Source organism: Nostoc sp. T09, assembly GCF_002154695.1.
Classification (GTDB): domain Bacteria; phylum Cyanobacteriota; class Cyanobacteriia; order Cyanobacteriales; family Nostocaceae; genus Aulosira.
Map to the genome: position 1 here is coordinate 1 of NZ_MTAV01000158.1, position 25182 is coordinate 25182.

At 42.2% G+C, this 25182-nt stretch carries 17 protein-coding genes; 12 read left to right on the forward strand and 5 right to left on the reverse strand.

Features of this window, described 5'->3' with window-relative positions:
* Positions 1-295: 295 nt before the first annotated feature.
* The 3 genes from BV372_RS27545 to BV372_RS27555 form a co-directional block, all read right to left on the reverse strand.
* Positions 296-1081: a DUF928 domain-containing protein gene (locus BV372_RS27545; protein WP_086689669.1), complete on the reverse strand. Its 786-nt coding sequence runs from the start codon at positions 1079-1081 to the stop codon at positions 296-298.
* Between the two features lie 493 nt (positions 1082-1574).
* Positions 1575-3962 carry a CHASE2 domain-containing protein gene (locus BV372_RS27550; protein ID WP_086689670.1) on the reverse strand — a complete coding sequence of 796 codons (2388 nt, stop codon included), beginning with the start codon at positions 3960-3962 and terminating at the stop codon, positions 1575-1577.
* Positions 3963-4089: 127 nt separating this feature from the next.
* The gene (locus BV372_RS27555; RefSeq protein ID WP_086689671.1) at positions 4090-5553 is read right to left on the reverse strand and encodes an AAA-like domain-containing protein; all 1464 of its coding nucleotides are present in this window, start codon (positions 5551-5553) and stop codon (positions 4090-4092) included.
* Between the two features lie 336 nt (positions 5554-5889).
* On the opposite strand from BV372_RS27555, the gene BV372_RS27560 reads away from it, so the two are divergent.
* The 9 genes from BV372_RS27560 to BV372_RS27600 all read left to right on the forward strand — a co-directional run bounded on the left by BV372_RS27560 (position 5890) and on the right by BV372_RS27600 (position 16360).
* A complete protein-coding gene (locus tag BV372_RS27560) occupies positions 5890-7413 on the forward strand; it encodes a calcium-binding protein (RefSeq protein WP_086689672.1) in 1524 nt (507 codons plus the stop codon).
* A gap of 613 nt (positions 7414-8026) precedes the next feature.
* On the forward strand, positions 8027-8290 hold the full coding sequence (locus BV372_RS27565) for a Nif11-like leader peptide family natural product precursor (RefSeq protein WP_086689673.1): 264 nt from the start codon (positions 8027-8029) through the stop codon (positions 8288-8290).
* A 135-nt stretch (positions 8291-8425) separates the two neighbouring features.
* Positions 8426-8689: a Nif11-like leader peptide family natural product precursor gene (locus BV372_RS27570; RefSeq protein ID WP_086689674.1), complete on the forward strand. Its 264-nt coding sequence runs from the start codon at positions 8426-8428 to the stop codon at positions 8687-8689.
* Between the two features lie 204 nt (positions 8690-8893).
* Complete coding sequence (locus BV372_RS27575) at positions 8894-9160, forward strand: Nif11-like leader peptide family natural product precursor (protein WP_086689675.1); 267 nt, start codon at positions 8894-8896, stop codon at positions 9158-9160.
* Positions 9161-9304: 144 nt separating this feature from the next.
* Positions 9305-9565, forward strand: coding sequence for a Nif11-like leader peptide family natural product precursor (locus BV372_RS27580; protein ID WP_086689676.1), 261 nt, complete (start codon positions 9305-9307; stop codon positions 9563-9565).
* Between the two features lie 76 nt (positions 9566-9641).
* Positions 9642-9890, forward strand: a complete 249-nt coding sequence (locus BV372_RS27585) for a Nif11-like leader peptide family natural product precursor (RefSeq protein ID WP_086689677.1) — start codon at positions 9642-9644, stop codon at positions 9888-9890.
* A gap of 182 nt (positions 9891-10072) precedes the next feature.
* Positions 10073-13405, forward strand: coding sequence for a type 2 lanthipeptide synthetase LanM family protein (locus BV372_RS27590; RefSeq protein ID WP_086689678.1), 3333 nt, complete (start codon positions 10073-10075; stop codon positions 13403-13405).
* Between the two features lie 84 nt (positions 13406-13489).
* Positions 13490-14083, forward strand: coding sequence for a hypothetical protein (locus BV372_RS27595; protein ID WP_086689679.1), 594 nt, complete (start codon positions 13490-13492; stop codon positions 14081-14083).
* Between the two features lie 3 nt (positions 14084-14086).
* On the forward strand, positions 14087-16360 hold the full coding sequence (locus BV372_RS27600; RefSeq protein WP_086689680.1) for a peptidase domain-containing ABC transporter: 2274 nt from the start codon (positions 14087-14089) through the stop codon (positions 16358-16360).
* Here BV372_RS27600 and BV372_RS27605 read toward each other — a convergent pair.
* Positions 16346-16936, reverse strand: a complete 591-nt coding sequence (locus BV372_RS27605) for a HEAT repeat domain-containing protein (protein WP_143845324.1) — start codon at positions 16934-16936, stop codon at positions 16346-16348. The genes BV372_RS27600 and BV372_RS27605 overlap by 15 nt on opposite strands.
* 340 nt (positions 16937-17276) lie before the next feature.
* Here BV372_RS27605 and BV372_RS27610 point away from each other — a divergent pair, with 340 nt between their 5' ends.
* Positions 17277-22028 (forward strand): PAS domain S-box protein, encoded by a 4752-nt coding sequence (locus BV372_RS27610; RefSeq protein WP_086689682.1) that lies wholly within the window; start codon positions 17277-17279, stop codon positions 22026-22028.
* A 210-nt stretch (positions 22029-22238) separates the two neighbouring features.
* Here the strand turns inward: BV372_RS27610 and BV372_RS27615 are convergent, their stop codons facing one another.
* Complete coding sequence (locus tag BV372_RS27615; protein WP_086689683.1) at positions 22239-22721, reverse strand: hypothetical protein; 483 nt, start codon at positions 22719-22721, stop codon at positions 22239-22241.
* Between the two features lie 168 nt (positions 22722-22889).
* On the opposite strand from BV372_RS27615, the gene BV372_RS27620 reads away from it, so the two are divergent.
* Positions 22890-24419: an ATP-binding protein gene (locus tag BV372_RS27620; RefSeq protein ID WP_086689684.1), complete on the forward strand. Its 1530-nt coding sequence runs from the start codon at positions 22890-22892 to the stop codon at positions 24417-24419.
* A gap of 105 nt (positions 24420-24524) precedes the next feature.
* Positions 24525-24917, forward strand: a complete 393-nt coding sequence (locus BV372_RS27625) for a response regulator (RefSeq protein ID WP_086689685.1) — start codon at positions 24525-24527, stop codon at positions 24915-24917.
* The last annotated feature ends 265 nt before the right edge of the window (positions 24918-25182 follow it).

Below are 25182 nucleotides of genomic sequence, written 5' to 3' on the forward strand. Positions count from 1 at the left end.
CCAGAAAACTATTTGCATTAGGATATAAGGAGCCAGACCCACCATTCGCCAGCTGTATCCCCTTGGTAAGGGCAGGGCTGTTTCATTCCCTAAAAGGCTTGAAAATGCAAGGGTTCAGGAGATAAAAAACGAGCTTGGTATTCAATCTTAGGCATCAAGATGGTCAACAATTTATGACTTTTGCCCTGATATTTATCGCCATTCATATTGACAAAATACATACCATTACGAATGAAACAGCCCTGCTTGGTAAGGGGGGTCTTGTTATGTGCATCTTCAGACAAAATTGGTATAACTATCGACAGCAATCTACTATTGGTTCTGAAGCAATGTCATTCAAACCAACAGATTGCAATATCTTAGCCCAATCATTACGTTTCGGCTCTAAGCGACGAAGTTCAGCTGAAGCAGTCACTAACTCGTACCAAATACCATGAGTAGCATAAAGAGCAACGCGCTGCTTTGGTGTTGCTTTCTCTAACTGACTTTTCAAAGCAGTGTTGGGTTCGATTCTTTTTATCCAACCATCAACAAAAACAGGTGGTTGTTGGGGATTGCAGTAAATATTAAAGTACCAATGATAGCGATCGCCAATTTTTAACGAAGAAGCTGTTGATGGCAAAGAGACGCTGACAATCCCTGGTGTCCCAGACAATGAAACAGGATTTTGGTAGACAGTTTGCCCCGCTTGATTCTGTAGCACGAACTCTGCGGCAGATGTAGTTTTATAAGGAACGTAAAACCAGAAAGTTGGATGAGAGATAGTTGTTAATCCAAAGACTAGTTCTGCATTAGGAGGTTGATACACCGGAACTAAGGCTGTAAGAAACTTTTCTTGGGATATAGCAGGCTGCTTCTGCATACTCTCGCAGCCGCGCTTTCCTCCGGCTGTGCGATTCCCAGGTGCGTTAATATCAGGTGGCGGCGGTGGTGCGTTAAAAATCTCCGTTTCGGGAACCTGAGATTTTACGGGCTGTGTTGGTACTAGTGTGAAGCAAAGCGATACTAAAGCGATGGCTGCGCCAACGTCTGCGACGAACGCGCAGGCAAATTTAATAGTAATTGGTAATTTGTACTTCATAATTTTTAATCAATAAAGTCATATTTAATCTAAATTTTGCAGTTTGATTTTGTAGTCTTTTTGTATAATTATACCAATTCAAAAAATGAATCATGCTGATAGTTAGGAAATATTGTTGTGCCTTTACGAATAATTAATTCATCGCAAATATTATTTAAATTAGTATTAGTATAACCTCTTTAAAAACTAACTTTGTTTTAGAGGCTGTTTTAAAAGTCCTTAGTGATGTATTTAATAATTTTAGATCCCCCTAAATCCCCCTTAAAAAGGGGGACTTTGAGTCCGGTTCCCCCCTTAAAAAGGGGGGCTAGGGGGGATCAGTAAATGCTTACAATCACAGCCAACCACTTTTCAAACAACCTCTTATAATTGGCTTGAATTTTTGATTTATTTATATTGGTAAACTCTCAGTTTTACAGTTAGAAGATAAATATAGTCAGCGAACTAATAAAGGCTATTTAATCCTCCAAAAGCATGAAACGTATTTTCAGAATTATTCCCTTTTTACATGGCTTTCCAAATTACGAATTACTAGTACTACACTAGTTCCTGTAACCCCCAGCGTTAGTACGGCAGGAATTAGCGGTATCCAAATGCCTTTTAGGAGCATAACAAAGCACATTGTAGATATAACCACAATTACAGCAATTCCTACTAATCCTAAAAGCAATAAATTACGAATGCGCCATGCTACTATCCCTCCAAAAACAGACCAATAAAAAATCCACAAAACCTCACTCCAAACAGGCCAAACCCATAACAGAGTTCGCCCATCTAAAACTGCACTGAGAATTTGACTCACCATTTGCGCATGAATAATCACACCAGGAATTTCCTGCTTTTGGTGAGTAGTGTAAGGTGTCGGAAAATAATCTCCAGCACTTTGAGTAGTAACACCGATAAGTACGATGCGATTCTTGACTTGATTGGGAGCGATCGCACCCTTGAGTGCATCTTTGAGGGTGATTTGCTCTATCGCCTTTAAGGGAGAGCCAAAGGAACGGTAATTTAGTAATACTTGATAGCCCCGGTCATCCAGTTGTTGATAACCACCCATGTGCGATTCTCCAAAGGAGACACTTCGTGAACGCAAACGTTTAAATACAACTTTGCCAATCTGCAACTCCTGATTTTTGGTGTATTTTGCAGAGATACCCTCGGCTTTTAAATAACGAAATGCCAATTGCGCGCTTAAAGCGTAAGGCGTATTACAAGGGGATGAATCGCTTGGTTTCATCGCAATTAACTGGCGACGGAGAATACTATCCCTATCTTGGATAAAATCGCTAAAGCCTTGACGTTCTATAGGAATTTCCGGCAAAGATGCAATACCTGGCTCGTTATTTTGAGGTTCGCTAAATCTACAAATAGTAAAAAATTTGTCACTGCGTCGCATCCAAGCAGCTAAAGGTGCTTCCTTGGAGCCAACAGGGAAATCACGATAAATATCTAAGCCAATGGCTCGTGGTTGTAACTTTTCCAGTTTCTGCACCAGTAAAGCGAGTGCGCGATCGGACAGCGAGCCTTTTCTGTCTTGCTGTTCTGGTAGCTTAAAATCATTTTCCGCGATCGCAACTACCAAAAGCCGAGGATCTGGTTGTTCGCTAGGGCGCAGTCGCAGTAGTTGGTCGAAAGCCCTTAACTCCGCAGCTTGTAATAGTCCTAGATGCCGCACTCCCATTACTAAGGCTGTGACAATCACACTTAATATCAGCACAGTTTGCAGACGGCGCTTACTGGGGAAAGGCGATATCTCAACAGATTGTAAACCTAATAACGCTTTATCAAGCCAATTTTGATTAAAAACAGTTGCATATATGCGGTTATAAACTTTTAAAGAACCTTGTTGCTTGACTACCAATCCTGATAACCGCAATTCCATTTGCTCAGGGCTGTTATCTGCTGTTATTTGACCTTTTTGTAAAATTTGCTGATAAAGCTTTAGCAACTTCTTAATGCGCTGTTCGTTTCTCAAAATGCCATTGCCATCGGTGCATCGGCAAAAAAGGCGATCGCGAATCGTTCTCAGATGCTCTGGTTCATCTTGCGATTCCCAATTTTCTATTATTTGAGAACGCACAAGTTTCTCAATATACTCTGCTTCACCATTTGGTGGAATGACAGCGGAAGCGGTGACAACTAACTGGCAAAGCTTCTGAGTCAGAAAAGGTTGACCACCACTCCAAGCTAATATTTCTTGCAAAACTATCTGAGGATTAACAAATTTACCCACTAATCCCTCAGCTAATGGTTGAGCTTCCGACAATTGAAAGCCGTTGAGTTCAATTGCTCGACCAATATTAAAAGGTGTGCGGTGTTTATCTTGAATCAAATCGTAGGGAGTAGTTACCCCTAGCAATGCAAAAGTCAGGCGTTGGTAAGCGGGATTATCGGCGCGTTTGTTATAGCAAGCTCGAATTAAAGCTAAAAAATCATCTTTGAAGTTTAATTTGAGAATGCTATCTATTTCGTCTACAAAAATCACAATATTTTCAGAGACTTCTACCAACAGCACTGACTCGATAAACTCACTTAAGCACTCTAGCGGTGAAAGTCCAGAGCGATCGCTCCACCAATTTAATACTTTGAATTTAGGGATGAAACTACGCGCCAGTCTCCGCAGTACGCCCAAATACCACTCAGATTGGGTAATATCCTGACTCCCAATCGCCGTAATGTCGATCACACCACAAGCAATATCTTCTGCTTGCAGTTTACGCATTGTTTGCACTCGCAGACTAGACTTACCCATCTGGCGCGAGTTGAAGACATAACAAAATTCCCCAGCCTTGAGCGCATCGTAAAAATCTTTGTCGGCTTGGCGCTGCACATAGCTGGGAGCATCAATTTGTAGACTCCCTCCGACTTGATATTTGTACATTCAATAGTCATTTGTCATTGGTCAATTGTCATTTGTCCAGAGTCCAGAGCCAATTAATTATTTCTATTTCTCCCTTGTCCCCCCACACTCCCCACACTCCCCACACTCCCCACACTCTCCATCTTCCCTAATAACTCAGGCGATTTTGAAAATATTGGCGATACAAATCGCAGCGTGGCATCACCTTGTTTTCATTACAATATACTACTAAGCCCATACTGTGTAATTTAAACGCTGACTCCGAGTCTAGTTCTATTGGTACTAAACTGTTCACAACTTGGCTAAAAGCTGCGGCTAAATTGGGATGATGTTCGAGATTACACAAATGTCCTCGGAGATGATCGCTGTAAATTCCCGCTTCAGTTGGGGCTGTTTGCAATAATTGCTCAAGTGTGATCTCCTGGTGTTGAACCTGATAAAGAGCTAGCCGTACTAAATTAGGATGTCCTCCTACCATGTCCATCAGTTTTTCCACCTGAGCATCAGTCCAGTTTAGCCCTTGATGACGCTCAACTAAAATTTTGACTTGTTCGGGGTTAAACTCTTGTAATTCAACGCTCAAGCCTACATTAAAGGGAGATTGATTGATATTTAGCGGAATATAAACTTCTTTGGAATGTACCAAAACTAGCCGGAGTTTTTTCCAGAGTTCGCTACTGCGATCGCCATACTTTGCATACTCATACCAAGCGCGCAACAGGCTAAAAAAGTCTTCGGCAATGTCACGATATGGAAAAATGCGATCGACACCATCTAAGCTAACTACTAATGGGCTATCGATTTCTTCTAATAAACACTCTTCAAAGTAAGCCGTAGTTTTGTCCTTACTGCCATACATACTCCAATAATCATCTAACTGATGAAGCTGCTTCAGTTTCCTACCTACACTTTCACAGAACCAGCGTAAAAATGTATCCAAGCTCGTGAAAACTGCTTTATCTGCTAAATGAAAGCTTAAGGATACAGTTTGACAGCCATGCTTTCTAGCTTCATCAAGAATCCTAGCCATGAGCGAAGTTTTACCCATCTGTCCGGGTGCTTTAATGCGAATTAAAGAACCTGGCTGCAAAATCTCTTGATAACAGCGCTCTTCAATTGGAGGGCGTTCAATATAAAAGTTAGAAGCCAGAGGAACTTGTCCCACCGGGAATTCTGGTTCTGCATTTAGTTGAGCGCGTTCATTTGTGTTTATAGTTACTAATGCTTCTTTATTTGCTGGAGAAACTGAGTTATTTGATGTCATTTTCTCTATTTTTAATTGTGAAGATGACATCAGCTTGTGGGAGTGGAAAATTGCCTCTAACTGGTTTGGTGAAGTCGCTGTGCGCGAAAGCCGCTGACGCTCTAGTGCTGCCTGAAAATTCTTTTTACTAACCTTTTCCCCAATTGCTTCTGACAACATCTGCCATAGCTTAGGGCCTACATCATGCTGTAGGTATTCGGTAGTGTAGCCATGAGTTTGGGCAATCTCATCATATTTTTTTCCTTGCCAAGAACAGCGAAGTATTGCCACTTCAATATCTTTCAAATGTCTTTGTGTCTGGGCAACAACTGCTGCATCTAATATTTTGAATGCTGTTTCAAAGTCCATTGCTCAGGCCTGAATCACAACTATTTATATATTCACCTACAGCCCGAATTTTTAACTTTCCAGATTTGTTTACCAAACAGGCTCAAATCTAGACCTTGCCTAGTTGGGTAAAGATGACTCTCCTTACATTTTCTTACTTAACCTTACTTAACACTTTTGTCCTTTAATTTTTGGGAATCAAACTCCTTAAATTATCCACATTTACCTTTTTGAGTGCAAAAGGCAACCTGGTAATAACAGCGATCGCTTCGGATTTGGCTTTAGTCAAATTTAGCTCGCTTGAAAAATTGGAAATAATACACAAACTCATAACCAAATCAAAGGAAACACAAAATTATGGCGATTATTAGTGGAACTATCACCCAAGCCGACGACAAAATCGTAGCTGATGGAGCAAACGATATAATCGATGCTTTGGCAGGTAACGATACAGTCAATGGTGGCGCAGGCAATGACACCCTCATAGGCAATTTCGGCAACGATTCTTTATTAGGGGGACTTGGCAACGATTCCCTCAATGGTGGCTCCAACAGAGACACTCTTGATGGTGGTGCTGGTAACGACACTCTCAACGGTGGCGATGACAACGATACCCTTTCTGGTGGCACTGGAAACAATCTCCTTAATGGCGGCGCAGGTAACGATATTCTCATTGCTCAAAACGGCAACTCTCCTGCTGTAGGTGATGTTGGCGATACCTTGATTGGCGGTGCAGGTAATGACGAGCTACGTGTTGAGGGAGCCTCAAATTATTTCTTGACTAATAATCAGCTCTTTGTTGGTAATTTAGCTCACAATTTTTCTGAGATTGAGGATGTCAGGCTCACTGGTACTACAGGTAATGACACGATTAATGCCTCTCAAGCTTTGTTGTCAGGGCGAACCTTTCTCTTTGGGGGTGATGGCAATGACACCATCACAGGTAGCCGTGGACTTGACCAAATCAATGGTGGTCGTGGTGATGACAGCATAGTAGGAGGTTCGGGATTTAACTTCCTGCGTGGTAATGAAGGCAATGACACCCTTATCGGTGGAAATGACGGCAATAATTTGAATGGTGGCGCAGGGAATGACTTTGTCCAGGGTGGAACAGGAAACGATAGTTTTTCCGATAGTAGCTCTGATGGAGCGGGGAATGACCAATATATCGGGGGAGCAGGTGATGATTTCTTATTTATACAAGGCGATACTAACTTTGAGCTGCTCTCATTTGTCAATGACCCAAACACAAGCACACTCAGAGGTGGTAAGTCCATAGGAGGCATACCAGATGGAACAGTCACAGGCATTGATACCCTCAAAGGTATTGAAAGCGTCACAATTCAAGGAGGCGATAGCTTCAATATCATAGATGCTTCTAAAGCCAACCAAAACGTTACTCTGATTGCTGGGGGTGGTGGTGGCTCTATGAAAGGTGGTAGTGGTAACGATAGCCTATCAGGTTCATTTTCTGGCAATGACAATCTTTCAGGAGGTGCGGGTAACGATACCCTCAACGGCAATGGCGGCTTTAATACCGGAGAGGTGGATATTTTAATAGGAGGAAATGCCTCCGTAGGAGTTCAATCTGCTGATACCTTCGTCATATTGGATGGCTATCGACAAGCAGGTCATGCTGTTATCAGCGACTTTTCTATACAAGATGGGGACAAACTCCGTCTCCGTTTTCCTTTCCAAGGCTCTGCTAGCGATTTCACCTTTGTACAGCAAAACTTTCCGAATACGGGTACGGGTACAAATTCCTCATCTATCAAAGATACAGTCATCTTCTTTGGCTCGCCTGCTTCTAATGACATTATTGCTGTAGTTGAGGATATCAGTCTTACTGCGACAAGTCCTGGTCTCGAAATTTTTGGTTAACTGTAACTTGTACTCTAAGCGTTAATGTGCAACCTGATTGTACACGAGGTTGCGTTTCTAAAAGCACCCGGTATTTGTGTTGCTGAATAATACAATGCTTGAGGCTGACGCGATGATTATTAGACCTAACTTGAAAAAGAGCTTTGGGCAGAGGCAAGTAGTCCAGATGTTTTAGATATCGAACCACAGATACACACCGATACACACAGATCAATGTCAGTGTGTATCTGGCTTGAAAAGTTCTGAGCGGAGGAAGCTTCTGCTCAGACTTTTCGCTGTGTTTATCTGTAGTTAATTACTTCTTGGCATACTTTAATTAAGTGAGAATCGCTATATACCAATTTGATAGAAATTCAAACTTAACATTGTTCAACAAAGATTACTCAACTTAAATTTACTTACTTATCCTTAATTCAAGTTTTTTGCTGCTTACTTTGGGTTAAATAAAACTCCTTAAATTATCCACATTTACCTTTTGAAAATTACACGAGAATATATTATTAACTACTTGATAATGACCAACTGAAGGCGGAATGCTTCATTAAATCGGTCAGAAGCAATTAGTTCCTTCAAGTAAGTGAATTTTTCATCGTTATTTAATGAGGACACAACCATGATTGAGAACATCAAAGAACTACTGCAAAATACTCAACTGCAACAGCAAATAAAAAAAGCTGCCAACTTAGCAGAAGCCATCAAACTGATCACAACCGCAGGCACACAAATGGGCTACTCGTTTACCCAAGAGAGTATAGCTCAGGTAGTTAACGAGTTAATCTTAGAACGCGAACTCTCCGAAGCTGACTTACTCGCAGTTGCTGGCGGGTTGCGAAATTCTGCTATAACGGGACTAAGCTTTTACAACTGTTGTTGGTAAGCTTGCACTGGGCATTTATTTTATCGTCTCGTTTTCGAACTGGATTCAATCCTAGCTCAAAATTTTGGGAAATAAGGAGTGAAATTGCTTCGATATTTCCTCACATTACCGAATTTCAAAAAGCGGAGTAAACTCATGATTCAGAACATCAAAGAACTGTTGCAAAATGCTCAATTGCAACAGCAAGTTAAAGAAGCTGCCAACTTAGTAGAAGCCATCAAACTTATTACTACTGCTAGTACACAAAAGGGTTACTCTTTTACACAAGAGAGTATAGCTCAGGTGGTCAGCGGACTAATGTTAAAGGAGCGCGAACTATCAGAAGCTGACTTACTTGCAGTTGCTGGAGGGAGGCAAAGTTTCACATCCTGGGAAAGCTTTATTAACCTTTGTTATTAAAGGGTGAAATTGCTTCTATAAACCTCGTCAATTTTGGAACCTGGAGTTTTTGATTATTCTGTTGAGTCATTGCGACGTAAGGAAGCAATCTCAAAATATTGGAGAAAAACTATTATCTTGGTGTTGAGTTTTTTTACGTCACAACCTACTGAAGGAGTGAGAAATCCAGGCTATACGGTTCGTTAAAAAAAGGAAAACTTAATCATGATTCAGCACATCAAAGAACTGTTGCAGAATGCTCAACTTCAACAACAAGTCAAAGAAGCTACCAATTTAGCAGAAGCTATCAAACTGATTACAACCGCAGGTGCACAAAAGGGCTACTCGTTTACCCAAGAGAGTGTAGCTCAGATGGTCAGCAAACTAATGTTGGAGGGGCATGAACTTACGGAAACTGACTTACTCTCAATTGCTGGAGCATTGCCTCCTCCTTGTAATACGAGAATGAGAAATACTGTGTGTGAGATTTAGCAGGTAAATTTCAATATCTGACATCAGGACACATTGGATAGTGCGTTTCGATAAACCTCTGAGCTACTTGAATAGTTTTTATTTTTAGTAGCTCTTAATCTGCTCTAGAAAATTTTTTCTAACTTCAAAAAGGAGAATAAATTCATGATTGAGAACATCAAAGAACTCTTGCAAAATGTTCAATTGCAACAGCAACTCAAAGAAGCTGGTAACTTAGCAGAAGCCATCAAACTGATTACAATCGCAGGTGCACAAAAGGGCTACTCTTTTACACAAGAAAGTGTAGCTCAGGTGGTCAGTGGGCTAATTTTAGAGGAACGCGCATTGACAGAATCCGACTTACTTATGGTCGCCGGTGGACTAATGCCTGATTGTAAATGTGGCTTGATTTATTGCACGGTATGAGCTACCAGGCTCCGGTTTCTTTCTGGAATCATAGCTCAGAAGGTTCTTACCTAATTTTTACAAGGAGAACTTACTCGTGATTGAAAACATCAAAGAACTGCTGCAAAATGCTCAACTGCAACAGCAAGTAAAAGCATCTGCCAACTTAGCAGAAGCCATCAAACTGATTACAAGCGCAGGTGCAGAAAAAGGTTACTCGTTGACCCAACAGAGGATAGCGCAAGTAGTCAGCGAGCTAATGTTAGAGAAACAGGAACTTTTGGAGACTGACTTACTCACAGTCGCTGGCGCTTTTGGTTACACAAACAATAGGTATTGTTTTTAGTGTCTGTTCAAGTTCGCCTGCTTTCAAGAATCGTAACTTGAAAGGAGCGATATGGCTTTCAAATCTGGGGGAAAGTCTTTTCCCCCTACTTTATAAATTGTCGGCAATCGCCTACTCCCTAAGCCGCATCTGCTATCAATCTTCACTTCATTTAGCACTACCCCATTTTCCAGAATTACACTATGTCTCAGATATCGATGCCTAGTTTGGGCTGCACCTACGCACCTCCAATCAATTACACTAATGCAGATTTAGCCTCAATTGTTGCTAACGCCAGTTTCCTCTGGGAACGCCTTGATTCAGAGGTTTTTACTGCAAATAGCGAACAGGCTCAACCAGAAATCGATCGTCGTCGCGATCGCTGGTGTCAGGTTGCTGCACAAGGCAACTTAGACACCTTGCAAAAACGCTTACAGTGGGAAGGTTTGAACCTCGATACAGTTCGTCCTCTATTGGGAACTGTCCGATTTACTGGCACTCAGCCTTTACCGGAATGGGCAGAAACTTTAGAAAAAATCATGCAGATGGCAACAGAATTTATGTCTGCATCTGCATCATTTCTGCCAACCGATCCAGACAATCCTATTCTTTTTGAGGACGTTCTCTTACCTGCCATCATAGTTGCTAGGCAGCAACTCCTGACTCGTCTTGGTTCTGGGCAATTTACGGAAGATACCCTCCCCCTCTCGCTTCTTTCAGAAACCGCTTACCAAGCTTTAGAACGCAGTTTGCTGCAACGACTGGCAGTACTTTGCACCAAGACATTGGACTTTGAATTTTCCCAAGTTCGTCCTTTTGGTCAGAATTTGCTCAATTTGCTAGGGTTAGAAACAGAAGACAACAATAGCAAAACCCACTACACCCGGTTTATTAAGCAATTATTACAAGATGGGCTGTTAACCTTCTTCCAAAAGTACCCAGTTCTTGGTCGGTTAGTGGCAACAGCAGTCAATTTTTGGGTCGAGTTCGCAGCTGAATTCCTGCAACGATTGGCTGAGGATAAAGCAGAAATTCAGCGAGTTTTTGGCTCAACGATTCATAGCTTAGACAAAGTTGCACAAATCCAAACCTCCCTTTCTGACCCCCATAAGCGCGGCAGAAGCGTCATTTTGCTCACCTTTGAGTCTGGACTCAAACTCGTTTATAAGCCCAAGGATTTAGGGTTGGAAGTTGGTTTTAATCAATTTTTGAACTGGTGCAATCAACACAGTCAGTTGTTAGATTTCAAAGTGATTCAGGTGCTTAACCAGAAGAGTTACGGTTGGGTGGAATATGTTGAATACCAACCCTGTGCTAATGAAGCCGCTGCGGAACGCTTTTATCAACGCGCTGGGATGCTGTTGTGTGTACTTTATGCTCTCAGGGGAACCGATTGCCATTGCGAAAACTTAATTGCCAGTGGCGAACATTTAGTGTTGATCGATATGGAAACCCTGTTGCATCATGAAGCAAATTTAATTGAAAATTCCCCGTTTATCCAAGATTTTGAGACAGCCGCAGCACAGCACCTTTGGGATTCAGTACTCCGCACCGGAATGTTACCTCGGTGGGATTTTAGCAGCGATCGCCGCGTTGCTTATGATATTAGCGGGTTGGGCAGTAGTGATTCTCAACCAGCTCCCCGGAGAATGCCTCGCTGGCAGGCAATTAATACCGATAATATGCACCAACGGTATGAGTCGGTGACATTCCCCCTGGAGAAAAATGTGCCGCGCTTGGGTGAGATTGCCTTGTCTACCAACGATTATCAGGTACAAATCGCTGCCGGATTTGAGCAGATGTATCGTTTCTTGATGGTAAATCAGGATAGGCTCTTGGCTCCAGAAAGTCCGCTGGCTGCGATGCAAAATCAACAAGTCCGCTTTATCTTCCGCGCTACCCAGATTTACGGTACTATCCTGCAAAACGCGTGGGCACCTGATTACCTAAAAAACGGAGTGGACTATAGCATTGAACTGGATCGCCTCAGTTATGCTTTTCTCGTTGCTCAGGAAAAACCTCATGCTTGGGCGATTCTGAGTGCGGAACTGCAAGCTATGCAGCAGTTAGATATTCCTTTTTTTACCGCTAGTGCTGCTAGCGATGAATTAAGCGTCAGCAAAAATCAAACTATTGGGCAATACTTCAAGCAACCCAGTTACCAGCAAGTTTTCAGTCAATTGCAAACCCTTGATGAAACTGATTTATCCCGACAAGTCGCCATAATTCAAGGCTCCTATTACGCCAAGGTAGCGCAAAACTCAAACCAGGAAAGCGAGCAATGGGATGTGGAGTCGTTACCATTGCTGAACTCACAACAGTTGATTGCGGAAGCCAGAGCGATCGCTACTGAACTGGAAGCGAGAGCTATTCCCGACCCCGATGGTAGCGTGAACTGGATTGGCTTAGTTTATATCCCCGAAGCAGAAAGATTTCAACTACAAGTGTTAAATGATAGTCTGTATGACGGACGCTGCGGGGTAGCACTGTTTCTCGCCGCGCTCTCTCAGGTATGCGGTGAATCACGTTTCCGTAATCTGGCATTGCAATCATTACAATCTTTACGTCGGCAGATCCACACTCTCGATCCAGAATCTCAGCAGCGTCATGCTCGCCTCAGTGGAATTGGGGGTGCATCAGGTTTAGGTTCTATAATTTATACCTTTGTCAAGGTGAGCCAATTCCTCAGCGATGAAACGCTCTTGCAAGATGCTCAAGCCTTGTGCGATTGGATAACACCAGAACTGATTGCGGCGGATAAATATTTGGATATTATTAGCGGTGCTGCTGGAGCCATATTAGGGCTGTTATCCCTTTATGGAGTAACAAAAGAAGCAACAGTATTAGAAAAGGCGATCGCCTGTGGACAGCATTTACTCACCCACCAAGTCAGCCATGAAGGTGCGCCTAAAGCTTGGTTGACAATCGGTGAAACTCCTTTTACAGGCTTCTCCCACGGAGCCGCAGGCATCTCCTATGCGCTGTTACAACTTTATACTGTTACCCAAGATCACAACTACTTAGAAGCTGCCTTAGAAGGCATTGAGTATGAGCGCAGCGTTTTTTCTGAATCTCATGCCAACTGGCCCGACTTTCGCGGATTAGCACAAACAGGACAGCCTGTTTTTCCAACTCAGTGGTGTCATGGGGCAACCGGAATTGGGTTAGCTCGCTTAGGTAGTTTCCAGATTTTGAAAACACCTGAAATTGAACGCGAGATAGAAATCGCTCTGCAAACCACTCAGCGCTATGCATTGCAAGCCATCGATCATCTGTGCTGTGGGAATCTAGGACGGGTTGAGGTGTTGTTAGTTGGTGGTCAACGCTACTCTCGCCCCGATTGGTACCAAAGTGCTTTCCAGAATGCCTCAAAAGTTGTAGCTAAAGCCAAGCGTACTGGAGCATATCAACTGTTTCCTAATTTACCTAATTCTGTATTTAATCCTGGCTTTTTCCCAGGCACAGCCGGAATTGGTTATCAACTACTTCGTCTAGCACAGCCAGAGCAATTACCTTCAGTATTGCTGTGGGAGTGAGGGTTTGGGGAGAGTGGGGAGACAAGGGGGACTGGGGAGAAATAATTTATTGACTATTGACTCTGGACTTTTGACAAATGACCAATGACAAACTTACCTCGCTCAATCTTTCGTGAAGATGCTGTTCGTCGCTATCTAGAAGGTAGAGAAAAGTCTATCTTGCCGCGACTGGTTTCTCCACGCACGTTTATTTATCTATGGTTGCTGTTGGGGTTGCTAAGTGTGAGTAGCCTTATCGCTTGGTTTACCAAGGTGCCAATGTATGCTTCTGGTAAAGCTATCGTTGTTCGCTTGAGCAATCAAAGAATTGTCGTAGCCACCTTTTTTGAACCTCAACATCTTGCAAGCTTGCGAAAAACCAAGAAATTGTTTTTGAATTTTGATGTTAGGGGCGTTGGCGGAGCCTCTCGGAACGAGAATCGCAAAAGCCATTCCATGATTACTGTTGAACCGGAAATTATTAGCCCTGATACTATCCAAAAACGATTTGTGCTTAACTCGCAAACTGCACAGCAAATCACCAGGCCAAGTGCAGTAGCGATCGCACAATTAGAGCCAATACCCGAAAATTTGTCTGCTGCTGCATATTTGGGTAGTGTCGGTCATGCCAAAGCCGAAGTAGGTTCGCAACGCATCATATCTGTCTTACCGCTAATTGGGCAATTCTTTGAGCAATAGACCATGAATGTTCTCAAGAAAGTACAACGAATACATTTACAGCTTGAGGCGATCGCTTGGGGACTAAAATATCTCCTATCGCCTGCTGGCTGGATCAAGTTTTTGCAGCATTCCCAACGGCGAGTTCCGATCAGATTACAACTAAATGCTGTTGAATGTGGTGCAGCTTGCCTAGCAATGATTCTCAGTTACTATGGCAGGCAGACTCGGGTTAATGAATGTCGAGAGTTTATGGGTATTGGTCGAGATGGTGTGACTGCACAAACCATTGCCAAAGCTGCTCGTGCCTATGGATTGCGTGTAAAAGCATACTCCCTGGAAGAACTTACCGATTTTAAATATATTCAGTTACCAGCAATTGTCTATTGGAACTTCGAGCATTTTGTAGTTGTGGAACGCTGGTCAAAAAACTATGTTGAAATTGTCGATCCCAGCAGTGGACGACGCAGATTAACTATCGATCAATTCCATGAGGGCTTTACAGGGGTAGTATTGACTTTCGAGCCAGGCGTGCAATTCCAACGCCGCCGCACAAAATCGTCATTATCGTGGTCGGACTATTTGCTGCAATACATCTTGCACACACCCGGCTTGTTATTGCAAATCCTCTGCACCTCCCTGCTTTTACAAATTGTGGGGCTAGCGCTACCTATCTTGACTAAAGTAGTTGTCGATCGCATCTTACCGTTTCAGATCGCCGATATCATGCCAATCCTGGGGCTGGGGATGCTGATTCTCGTGCTAGCGCAAATGGTAACGAGTTATTTACGCGCAGCGCTGCTGATTTATTTGCAAGCACGCATTGATACCCGCTTAATGCTCGGTTTCTTTGAACACTTACTGACACTTCCTTTTCGGTTTTTCGAGCAACGCACAGTTGGCGATCTGCTCATGCGCCTGGGAAGCAACGCCATGATTCGAGAAACCCTCACTAGTCAGACGCTATCAATGATCTTAGATGCTACCTTTGTGTTGGGATACTTGATTCTACTGTTTGTTCAAGAACCCACTTTTGGAATCACTGTTTTGCTTGTTGGATTGCTTCAGGTGATGCTGTTATTTGGCACAACCAGCCGAGTCCATGACCTCATGCAACGCGATTTGTTAGCTCAAGCAGAATCTCAAAGTTACTTGGTTGAAGCATTAACAGGAATCCTGACACTCAAGGCCTGTGGTAGTGAGGAGCGTGCTTTTGACTACTGGACTAATTTATTTTTCAAGCAATTAAATGTCTCACTACAACGTAATCATTTAGGCGCGATGGTTGACACGGCAATGGTTTCGCTGCGTACCTTCTCACCACTGCTGCTGTTATGGGTGGGAGCGATGTATGTGCTAAATGGAACGATGAGCTTAGGGACAATGCTAGCGTTAAATGCGATCGCTGCATCCTTCTTAATGCCTCTGTCCTCGTTGCTATCAAACGGTCAGCGTTTACAATTGGTAGGCGCACATCTGGAACGACTTACTGATGTTCTCACAGCCGAGTCAGAGCAGAAGTTACAGAACGTTCAAACTGCACCACGGCTAACAGGTCGAATTGAATTAAACCAGATCAGCTTTCGCTACGATTTAAATGCCCCATTAGTCTTACACAATATCTCACTGACAATCGAACCAGGACAAAAAATAGCTTTAGTTGGTCGTTCTGGCTCGGGAAAAAGTACACTAGCTAAACTTTTACTTGGGCTTTATTTACCAACCGCAGGTGAAATTTTTTATGATGGGATACCCTTGCAAGCATTAAACTGGCGCACATTGCGTAGTCAATTTGGGGTTGTACTTCAAGAGCCATTTCTGTTTAGCGGTTCAATTCGGCAAAATATTAGCGTTAACGATCCTAGCCTGGCTCTAGAGAAAATCATGGCAGCAGCAAAGCTGGCGGCTATCCATGATGATATTATGCAAATGCCTATGGGTTATGAAACAAGAGTTGCGGAAGGCGGTAGTGGTTTATCGGGAGGGCAACGCCAACGCTTATCACTAGCGCGTGCTTTAGCTCACCAACCTGCTATTCTCTTATTAGATGAAGCAACCAGCCATCTGGATGTTGTCACAGAGAATTTGATTGAACAGAATTTGCATGATCTTTCATGTACGCGGATTGCGATCGCTCATCGCTTGAGTACTATCCGTAATGCAGATACAATTTTAGTCCTCGATCAAGGAACAATTGTTGAACAAGGTTCCCATGAGGAACTTCTAAGTTTAGATGGATATTATGCTTCACTAATAAATGGCACAAACTTCGTTTTTGACCTCTTACCAATTGTCTAATATCAGATTTGCATCTTCGCTAATTAGCTCTTCAAGGGATTGAGTTGCCGACTCTATAATCATCTTCGCTTCAGGAGTTCCGATTTCTGCTAATGCTAGGAGAGACTTTCTTGGCACATTGAGCCATTCATCATAAGACCATCGGTATGTCAATGCCTTGGATAATGCAGGAATTGCTCTTTCATCGCGCAATACATCCAAAAGTTCAATAACTGATTCATGAAGACCATTATTACTTTCATCATTGAGGATTTGACAAAGTATAGGTGTGTAATCCTTTGATAAGTTACGCCATGCTGCCATCATGACAAACGAAGCCCCAGGATAATCTTCTGGATTTGAAGCATATTTTTCCAACTCCTGAATCACTTCACTAACTGAAGGAGGCGATGTATCAAATTCCTTTTTCATTTCATCAGCAATTCTGTCAGTTTCTCTATAATTAGGAGAATCCTTGAATAATTTCAGATATTTTTCAACCGTGTTACTTAGCATTTTATAGCCTGTTAATATTAGTGATATTTTGGTTAAAAAAAGCAACTCCATCAGGGCTGTTACCCAGAAAAATACTGTCAACGCCTCCCTTTTAAACTTTGGCTTGAGGAACTTTCACGCCTTTTTCAAAAGAAGAAAGATCTGGATATATAGCAATCCTAAATGAGTTAAGAAAAAGGCATATATTGCTTGACTAGAAATTTATTTGTGGTAGCAAGCATCTTCCACAGTGGTAAGATATCGACAACGGGTGAATTGTAGCTTCTGAGTTGTCGTTTTGGAAGGCAATAACTCTACTACAGAGCGCCCTGTGTCTCCATACTCTTTTTTTGGCGAAGGTATTGTCATTTAAAAGTTTATTTAACGTAGATTTTAGTTCACATACTGATTCAAAGAGTCGATAGGTAATAAGGAATCGCTGATGAGCGCTGAACAGCTAGAGCAAGTTAAGCAATTGCAAGCAACTCTTACCAAGATGGAAGTAACGCTAGGTGCGATCGCAGATGCTGTAGTCTGGGTTGGAGAAAACCGATGTGTTCAATGGTGCAATTCTAGCTTTGAGTGTCTAGTGAACCGACCTCAAAGTGCGATCGCAGGTTGGCAGTTAAGTGAGTTACTGCCCCTATTACAATTAGGAAAACCTGTGGCTTTGAACTCTTACCCTGATGTGCTGATCCAAAATGGAGAGTACGAAACTACAGAGTATGAGTTTTACCAAGGTAAGCGTTCTTTGGTCTTGCAAATCTCTGGTAGTCGTGCAGGACTAGCTGAAAATGATTGTGCTGTACTAGTAATTCAGGATATTACGCTAGCTCAAGAAGCTCAAAAATCCTTCCAAGAGAGTGAAGAGCGTTTACGCACACTAATTAATGCGACACCAGATATTATCTGTTTAAAGGACAGTGAAGGAAAATGGCTGGAGTCGAATCAAGCTAACCTGAAATTTTTAGAGATACATGGCGTTGATTACAAAGGAAAAACCGATTCAGAACTAGCGCAATTTAGTGATTTTTATCACGATACTTTGCTTAATTGCGACCAAACAGATGAACAAGCTTGGCGGCAGGGATCTATACATCGGGTAGAAGAAATTGTACCTCGCCCTGATGGTACAGTCAGCATTGTCGATATGATCAAAGTGCCTGTATTTCACCAAGATGGTAGACGCAAGGCGCTGGTGGTTTTAGGGCGTGATGTTAGCGACCGCCAACAAGCCCAAGTAGCTTTAGAAAACTCCTTATCTTTGTTAAGCGCTATCTTAGAATCGATTCAAGATGGAATTTTAGCAGTCGATAGCTTAGGTAGTATCACTAGTTACAACCAAAAGTTCTTAGAAATGTGGTCAATTCCACCAGAACTTTTGTCAGAACCAGATCATCCCAAGCGGCTGGCGTATTTAGCAAACCAGTTAAAAGATCCTGAGGGATTTTTGCAGCGAGTTCGAGAATTATACGCCCAGCCAGAGCTAGATAGTTACGACTTTTTAGAATTGCAAGATGGTAGAGTCTTTGAGAGATACTCCTGTCCACAACGCATCAAAGACCAGATTATTGGTAGAGTGTGGAGTTTCCGCGATGTCACCCAACGCCAAAAAGCAGAAGCAGCACTGCGACAAAGTGAGTTGCAATACCGCAGTATTTTTGAAGCGATCAATGATGGACTATTTATTACTGAAATAGAAACTGAAACAGTTGCCGAAGTCAATCCCGCTGCTTGCCAGATGCATGGTTATACTTACGAAGAATTTGTTGGTTTGCATCCATCAGCTTACATTCACCCAGACTCCCATAAAGTTTTCCATGAGTTTATTGAAACAACAAGAACTGGGGGGCAATTTTATGGACAAGCAGTTGATGTCTGCAAAGATGGCACTTTAATAGATGTGGAAGTTAAAGGAACGACTTGCATTTACAATGGCAAACGACACATCTTGGCAATAGTACGGGATATTAGCGATCGCAAACGTACTGAGAAAGCTTTGCGACAAAGCGAAGTACAGTATCGGGATTTGGTACAAACAGCCAACTGTATTATTCTGCGTTGGGACAGTAACGGTGACATCATATATTTAAATGACTACGGTCAAAAGCTTTTTGGCTTTGATGCCCAAGAGATTACAGGACGCAATGTTGTCGGTACAATTGTCCCCGAAACTGAAACTTCTGGGCGCGACTTACAAGTATTAATGGTTGATATTTGCCAACACCCAGAAAACTATTTATTTAATGAAAATGAGAATTTGTGTAAAAATGGCGATCGCGTCTGGATAGTTTGGGCAAATAAACCGATTTTAGATGAGCAAGGCAACTTAATCGAAATTCTTTCAGTCGGCACTGATGCCACAGAACGCAAACGTGCCCAAGCAGCTTTGCAAGAGAGTGAGTTAAAATTCCGCACTATTGTAGAAAATGCCAATGATTTAATATCTGTCCTCTCACCAGAGGGAATATTTACTTATCACTCGCCTAATGTAACTTCACTTATGGGTTACAGCCTGGCAGAAATCGAAGGACATTCTGTACTGGAATTTACTTACCCTGAAGATGTAGCATTTAGTGCCATAGGTTTACAAAGATCTGTACCTGGAGAAAAGCTAACTGGAATTGAAGTGCGATTAAGACATAAAGATCATAGTTGGCGATGGTTCAGCTTTAACACTTCGACAATTAACACTCCTGACGGTAGAATTGCCATTGCTTGTGTAGGACGCGACATTACAGAACGCAAGCAAGCAGAAGAAGCCTTGCGTCGTAGCGAAATGAAATACCGCAACATCTTTGAAAATTCCCAAGTAGGGATTTTCCGCACTCGTCAACAAGATGGCTTGATTGTGGATGCAAATCAACGCGGTGCTGATATTTTAGGTTTCGCTGCTGCTAGTGACTTGATTGGCAGGTATTTCACAACTGAATTGTATGTTAATCCCAACGATCGCGCCCGGATGTTAGCAGAATTAGAAGCCTATGGCGAAGTTCGCAATTTTGAATTAGCACTACGGCGCTGGGATGGATCTGTAGTTTGGGTATTATTATCACTCCGCCTCAACGCCGAAGAATCCTGTTTAGATTCTGTCTTTACCGATATAAGCGATCGCAAGCAAGTAGAGCAAGCCCTGCAACGTCGCGCCCAACTAGAAAGTATACTCAGCAGTATTTCCCGCCAATTTATCGACCAAGATATAGACACAGCAATTAATTTTACACTTGAGGCGATCGCTCAATTCATTAATGCTGAACGCTGCTCGATTTTTGAGTTATCTGATGAGTCAAAGGAAGTTTATATAGTCAATGAATGGCGTGCTGCTAATATTCAACCATTAATCGGTAATGCCAGAAGGGGCAACCTAGAAATGTTCCCTCTACTTGCACCAATACTTGTAGGGCAAAATTCTATTTTGCCATGCATAGCCGATTTATCACCCGGTACTCCTGAGAAAGAATTCTTTAAAAATCAGTCAATTAAATCTGCATTGGGTGTACCAATGATTCATTCTGGTAAAGTAGTCGGGTTTATTGCCGCAGATACTATTCACTATACGAAAAACTGGAATCAACAGGAGATTAATCTCCTAAAATTGGTAGGTGAAATCATTGCGATCGGTCGGGCTAGGCATCAAGCAGAAGCAGCCTTGAGAGTGGCAAAAGAAGCCGCCGAAACTGCCAACCGTGCCAAAAGTGCTTTCTTGGCTAACATGAGCCACGAACTTCGCACTCCTCTCAATGCCATCTTAGGTTTTTCTCAGTTGATGGAGCGAGACCCTAGTCTGAACTCAAACCAGCGTGAATCTTTAGCTACTATTAACCGTAGTGGAGAACACTTACTCAATCTGATTAACGATGTGCTGGAAATGTCCAAAATTGAAGCTGGACACATCGTTTTCAATCCGGAGGACTTCGATCTATACCTGATGTTGCAAACATTACAAGAAATGTTTCAGGTGCGGGCACAGACAAAGCAGTTGTACCTCAAGTTTGAAATTGCTGCCGATCTTCCACGTTATGTACAAACAGATGAGGGTAAACTCCGCCAAGTTCTGATTAACCTGTTGGGTAACGCCATCAAGTTCACCCAAGCTGGGGGAGTGACGCTGCGGGCGAGATTGGAAGGTGGGGAATGGGGAGAAGGAGACAAGGGGGACAAGGAGGACAAGGGAGACAAGGAGAATAACTACAAATCTATGCCCGATTCCCAATTCATAATTTTTGAAGTTGAGGATACTGGACGGGGGATAGCAGCAGCAGAAATGAATAACCTGTTTCAGCCGTTTGTCCAAACAACCAGCGGTATTCAAACTAAAGAGGGTACTGGGTTAGGTCTAACTATTAGCCGACAGTTTGTAAGGTTGCTGGGGGGAGATATTCGCCTTTGCAGTACTTTGGGGCAAGGATCTACTTTTAGTTTTAACATCCAAGTTAATTTAGCCACACCATTAAAAGTTACACCAAAGTTGAGTAGGGGACGTGTACTCAAACTAGCAGTAGACCAACCAACTTACCGTATTCTCGTAGTTGACGATCGCAAAGAAAACCGCGATTTAATGATGCAACTGCTTGGCGGTGTTGGCTTTGAAGTTGAGGCTGCTAGTAACGGACAAGAAGCGATCGCCATGTGGCAGAAATGGCAACCTCACTTAATTTGGATGGATATGCGGATGCCTGTAATGAACGGCTACGATGCAACTAAAGAAATTAGAGCCAGGGAGAAAAGTTTAGATAAAACTGCCCACACTGTGATTATTGCTTTGACTGCTAGTGCTTTTGAAGAACAACAAGCAAGTATTTTAGCCGCAGGTTGCAACGACTTAATTCGCAAACCATTCCGCGAACAAATAATTTTTGAAAAGATAGCTGAATATTTACAGGTTAACTATATTTGTTCAGAAGAAAGTAGTGAAAATCCAACAGTTAATAAACTAGAAAATGTTCAATATTCTATCTTGAATATTCATTCGTCAATTACAATCATGCCTGCTGAATGGATAGCAGAACTTAACCAAGCAGCCATTGCAGTTGATGCTGAGAAAATTTTCCAATTAATTGAGCAAATTTCGCAAACTCATTCTGACTTAGCAGAAAAATTAGCAAATTTAGTCCGCAGTTTCTGCTTTGATGAAATTCTCGAACTGTCTGATATGGTGGGCACTGCCCACCATACATATAATACATATACGTAAATTTTTTCAATAATCAAATCGGATTCCTATATAGCAACAAAGTTTATTTCAGGCTGATAGATACGAAAATTTTTAACATTAAATTAGTCAACGCAAATATTTCAAAATAAATATACTTCTCCTCTTGCTGATTAAAAGGAGAAGTTTTGAGTTAAGTATAATGCTTGTAATTTACTCAAATAAAAATTGCACTAATCTTGTTAACAAGACTTACGCTGTTACTAAAGTAGGTTCTACCGTAAATATTTTTCGAGTTTCTGGATGAGTTGTAAATTTCACGTATTGAGTTGCCATTTCTGGTGTTAGTAGTTCGATCATAAGTCTGTTTTCTACCCAGAACTCAATAACATCAAAAAAAGTTTCGCGGGTACAACGTAAAGTGCGCCAACCTTCACGAACAGCAATTTTTTCGATTTCTTCTTGACTAGCAGGTACAGAAATAGCTGCATGAATATCTACGAACTTAGGAGAAATAGCATTTTGTACAAATGCGCATTGTCCATCGCCTTCGCCAGGTTCTAATTGAGTACCTAAAGGATAAAGTTCAATAGCTGTACCATGTTCATCAAAAGGTATAACCATATAGCTACCTGGGTGAGGAGGAAAGGGAACAGCTTCTGCTTTTAAAATTTCCGCCAAAACTTGAGCCACGTGGTAAGGGTTGTTAACAGCAAAAGAAATATGGTGAATCATAGAATAACCTCAGTTCGATATTTTATAGATTAGGAAACAATCGGGGAGAACTAGGGGAGACAATAAAGCTATGAAGAAGTTTTTATAAAGGATTATTAAGCTAAGAAATTAACGTTAAAATTTTTATTCACAATTACGTAGCCTATTCTGGCTCAAGCTAATATTGCGATGCCCAAACAGTTATTCAACTCTCCGAAAGCAGACATATTGGTAATTGATGATACACCGGAAAATCTGAATCTTTTATCTGCAATGCTGACCGAACAAGGATATAAAGTTCGCAGCGTGACTAAAGGTTCGACAGGGTTACGGGGAGCAAATGCAGTTCCTCCCGACTTGATTTTGCTGGATGTGAATATGCCGGAGATGAACGGTTATGAAGTTTGTCAACAATTAAAGACAAGCGATCGCACTAGTGACATTCCAGTAATTTTTATCAGTGCTTTAGGTGATGTGCTGGATAAGGTGAAGGCGTTTGCAGTTGGCGGGGTGGACTATATTACTAAGCCGTTTCAACTAGAAGAGGTTTTAGCCAGAATCGAAAATCACTTGACTATTTGTCAACTACAAAAGCAACTCCAAGCGCAAAATCAGCAGTTACAGCAAGAAATTCGCAACCGTGCCAAAGCTGAGGAGAAGTTTGCCAAAGTTTTTCGTTCTAGTCCTAACCCGATCGCGATCGCCACAATTTCGGAAGCGCGGTTCCTGGATGTTAATCCGAGTTTCTTAAAAATGAGTGGCTATTGTTTAGATGAGGTAATTGGACATACCGTTGGGGAACTTGATTTAGGCAAAAATACAACAGCGATCGCCCAAACAATTCAACGTTTACCTGATAGTGGTTCACTGTACAATCTGGAATTTGAATTTTCTACCAAATCTGCCGAACTCAAGACTATCCTACTGTCCATCGAATTAATTGACCTAGCGGGAGTCCCGTGCGCTTTATTAATTGCCAATGACATCACTGAACGCAAACGTCTAGAAAACGAGTTTATCTCTTTAGTCAGTCATGAGTTGCGTACACCTTTAACTTCCACAATGGGAGCATTAGATTTATTAAGTTCAGGACAACTGGGAACTCTCACCGCACAGGGACAAAAAGTTCTGAGCATTGCTAGCAATAACACTGAACGTTTAATTCGGTTGGTGAACGATATTCTCGATTTAGAACGGATGAAATCGGGCAAAATCTTCATGCGTATGGGCAAGTGCAACGCTGCTGAACTGCTGATTACAGCAACAGAAGCAATGCAAGCTATGGCAGATAAACTCCAAGTCAAACTAATTGTTAATCCTTTAGTAGTTGAACTTTGGGCAGATTCCGATCGCCTTTTGCAAACCTTGACTAACTTACTCAGCAACGCGATTAAGTTTTCGGAACCAGGGGATACTGTTTGGATCGGTGCGACACTCTCAGAAAATCAAGGTGTTGAGTCTCAAAAAGATACACCCAGCTACCTGTTGATTACTATCCGAGATCAAGGGCGAGGAATTCCTGAAGATAAATTACAAATTATCTTTGAGCGCTTTCAGCAGGTAGATGCATCCGACTCTCGCAGCAAAGGCGGAACAGGTTTAGGACTGGCGATTTGTCGAAATATTGTGCAGCAACATAGCGGCAAAATCTGGGTTCAGAGCATTTTGGGGGAAGGTAGTACGTTTTATGTACTTTTACCTTTAGCTGTCTCTAATTAGCAACTACTCACTGCTTCAATCTTCCCCAGTTCTCCCCGATTGCGTTTTAGAATAGCTCCAGGTAATCAAGCTAGTCAGCATTACATATCATGCAAGAATGACACCATGAGCAGAAATATCTTGATTGTTGATGATGAAGAAGATGTGCAGGCGATCGCCAAATTGGGTTTAGAATTGGGTGCTGGTTGGAATGTGTTGACGGCTTGTTCTGGAGGGGAAGCGTTGAATGTAGCTGCCAACTCACAAGTTGATGTCATCCTGCTAGATATGATGATGCCTGATATGGATGGGCGTGCCACTCTGCAAAAATTAAAGGCTAATCCTGCTACTCAGCAAATTCCAGTAATTTTACTCACTGCCAAAGTCCAAGAGTCAGAGCAAGACTGCTTTACTGGGTTAGATGTAGCTGCTATCTTTGCCAAGCCTTTCCGCCCTTTAAAACTGGCAGGGCAAATTAGTGAAGTATTAGGCTGGGCTTACAGTGAAATAGATAGTTAAATCTTAGGTTGGCAGCATCGCCCATCAAGAGCTTATCTGATAGAGATTAATCGTCTTGCATAAATCGATTTTTTGAATATCGAACCACAGATAAACACCGATGAACACCGATATTTATCTGTGTTAAACTGTGGTTTTTTTATTTTTATTCGGATTTTTATTGTGAAATAGTAGTGGGCAGTATATAGCCTGACAATCTCTCTCATCTTATTCTCATTTCTCCCCTAGTTCTCCCCGATCGCTCTGTAATTTAAAAAACACAAGC

Coding starts and splice junctions, on each gene's coding strand:
- BV372_RS27565 (WP_086689673.1), top strand. CDS start 8,027: ATGATTGAGAACATCAAAGAACTACTGCAAAATACTCAACTGCAACAG.
- BV372_RS27615 (WP_086689683.1), bottom strand. CDS start 22,721: ATGATTCACCATATTTCTTTTGCTGTTAACAACCCTTACCACGTGGCT.
- BV372_RS27600 (WP_086689680.1), top strand. CDS start 14,087: ATGAATGTTCTCAAGAAAGTACAACGAATACATTTACAGCTTGAGGCG.
- BV372_RS27550 (WP_086689670.1), bottom strand. CDS start 3,962: ATGTACAAATATCAAGTCGGAGGGAGTCTACAAATTGATGCTCCCAGC.
- BV372_RS27575 (WP_086689675.1), top strand. CDS start 8,894: ATGATTCAGCACATCAAAGAACTGTTGCAGAATGCTCAACTTCAACAA.
- BV372_RS27570 (WP_086689674.1), top strand. CDS start 8,426: ATGATTCAGAACATCAAAGAACTGTTGCAAAATGCTCAATTGCAACAG.
- BV372_RS27590 (WP_086689678.1), top strand. CDS start 10,073: ATGTCTCAGATATCGATGCCTAGTTTGGGCTGCACCTACGCACCTCCA.
- BV372_RS27620 (WP_086689684.1), top strand. CDS start 22,890: ATGCCCAAACAGTTATTCAACTCTCCGAAAGCAGACATATTGGTAATT.
- BV372_RS27545 (WP_086689669.1), bottom strand. CDS start 1,081: ATGAAGTACAAATTACCAATTACTATTAAATTTGCCTGCGCGTTCGTC.
- BV372_RS27610 (WP_086689682.1), top strand. CDS start 17,277: ATGAGCGCTGAACAGCTAGAGCAAGTTAAGCAATTGCAAGCAACTCTT.
- BV372_RS27580 (WP_086689676.1), top strand. CDS start 9,305: ATGATTGAGAACATCAAAGAACTCTTGCAAAATGTTCAATTGCAACAG.
- BV372_RS27555 (WP_086689671.1), bottom strand. CDS start 5,553: ATGGACTTTGAAACAGCATTCAAAATATTAGATGCAGCAGTTGTTGCC.
- BV372_RS27560 (WP_086689672.1), top strand. CDS start 5,890: ATGGCGATTATTAGTGGAACTATCACCCAAGCCGACGACAAAATCGTA.
- BV372_RS27595 (WP_086689679.1), top strand. CDS start 13,490: ATGACAAACTTACCTCGCTCAATCTTTCGTGAAGATGCTGTTCGTCGC.
- BV372_RS27625 (WP_086689685.1), top strand. CDS start 24,525: ATGAGCAGAAATATCTTGATTGTTGATGATGAAGAAGATGTGCAGGCG.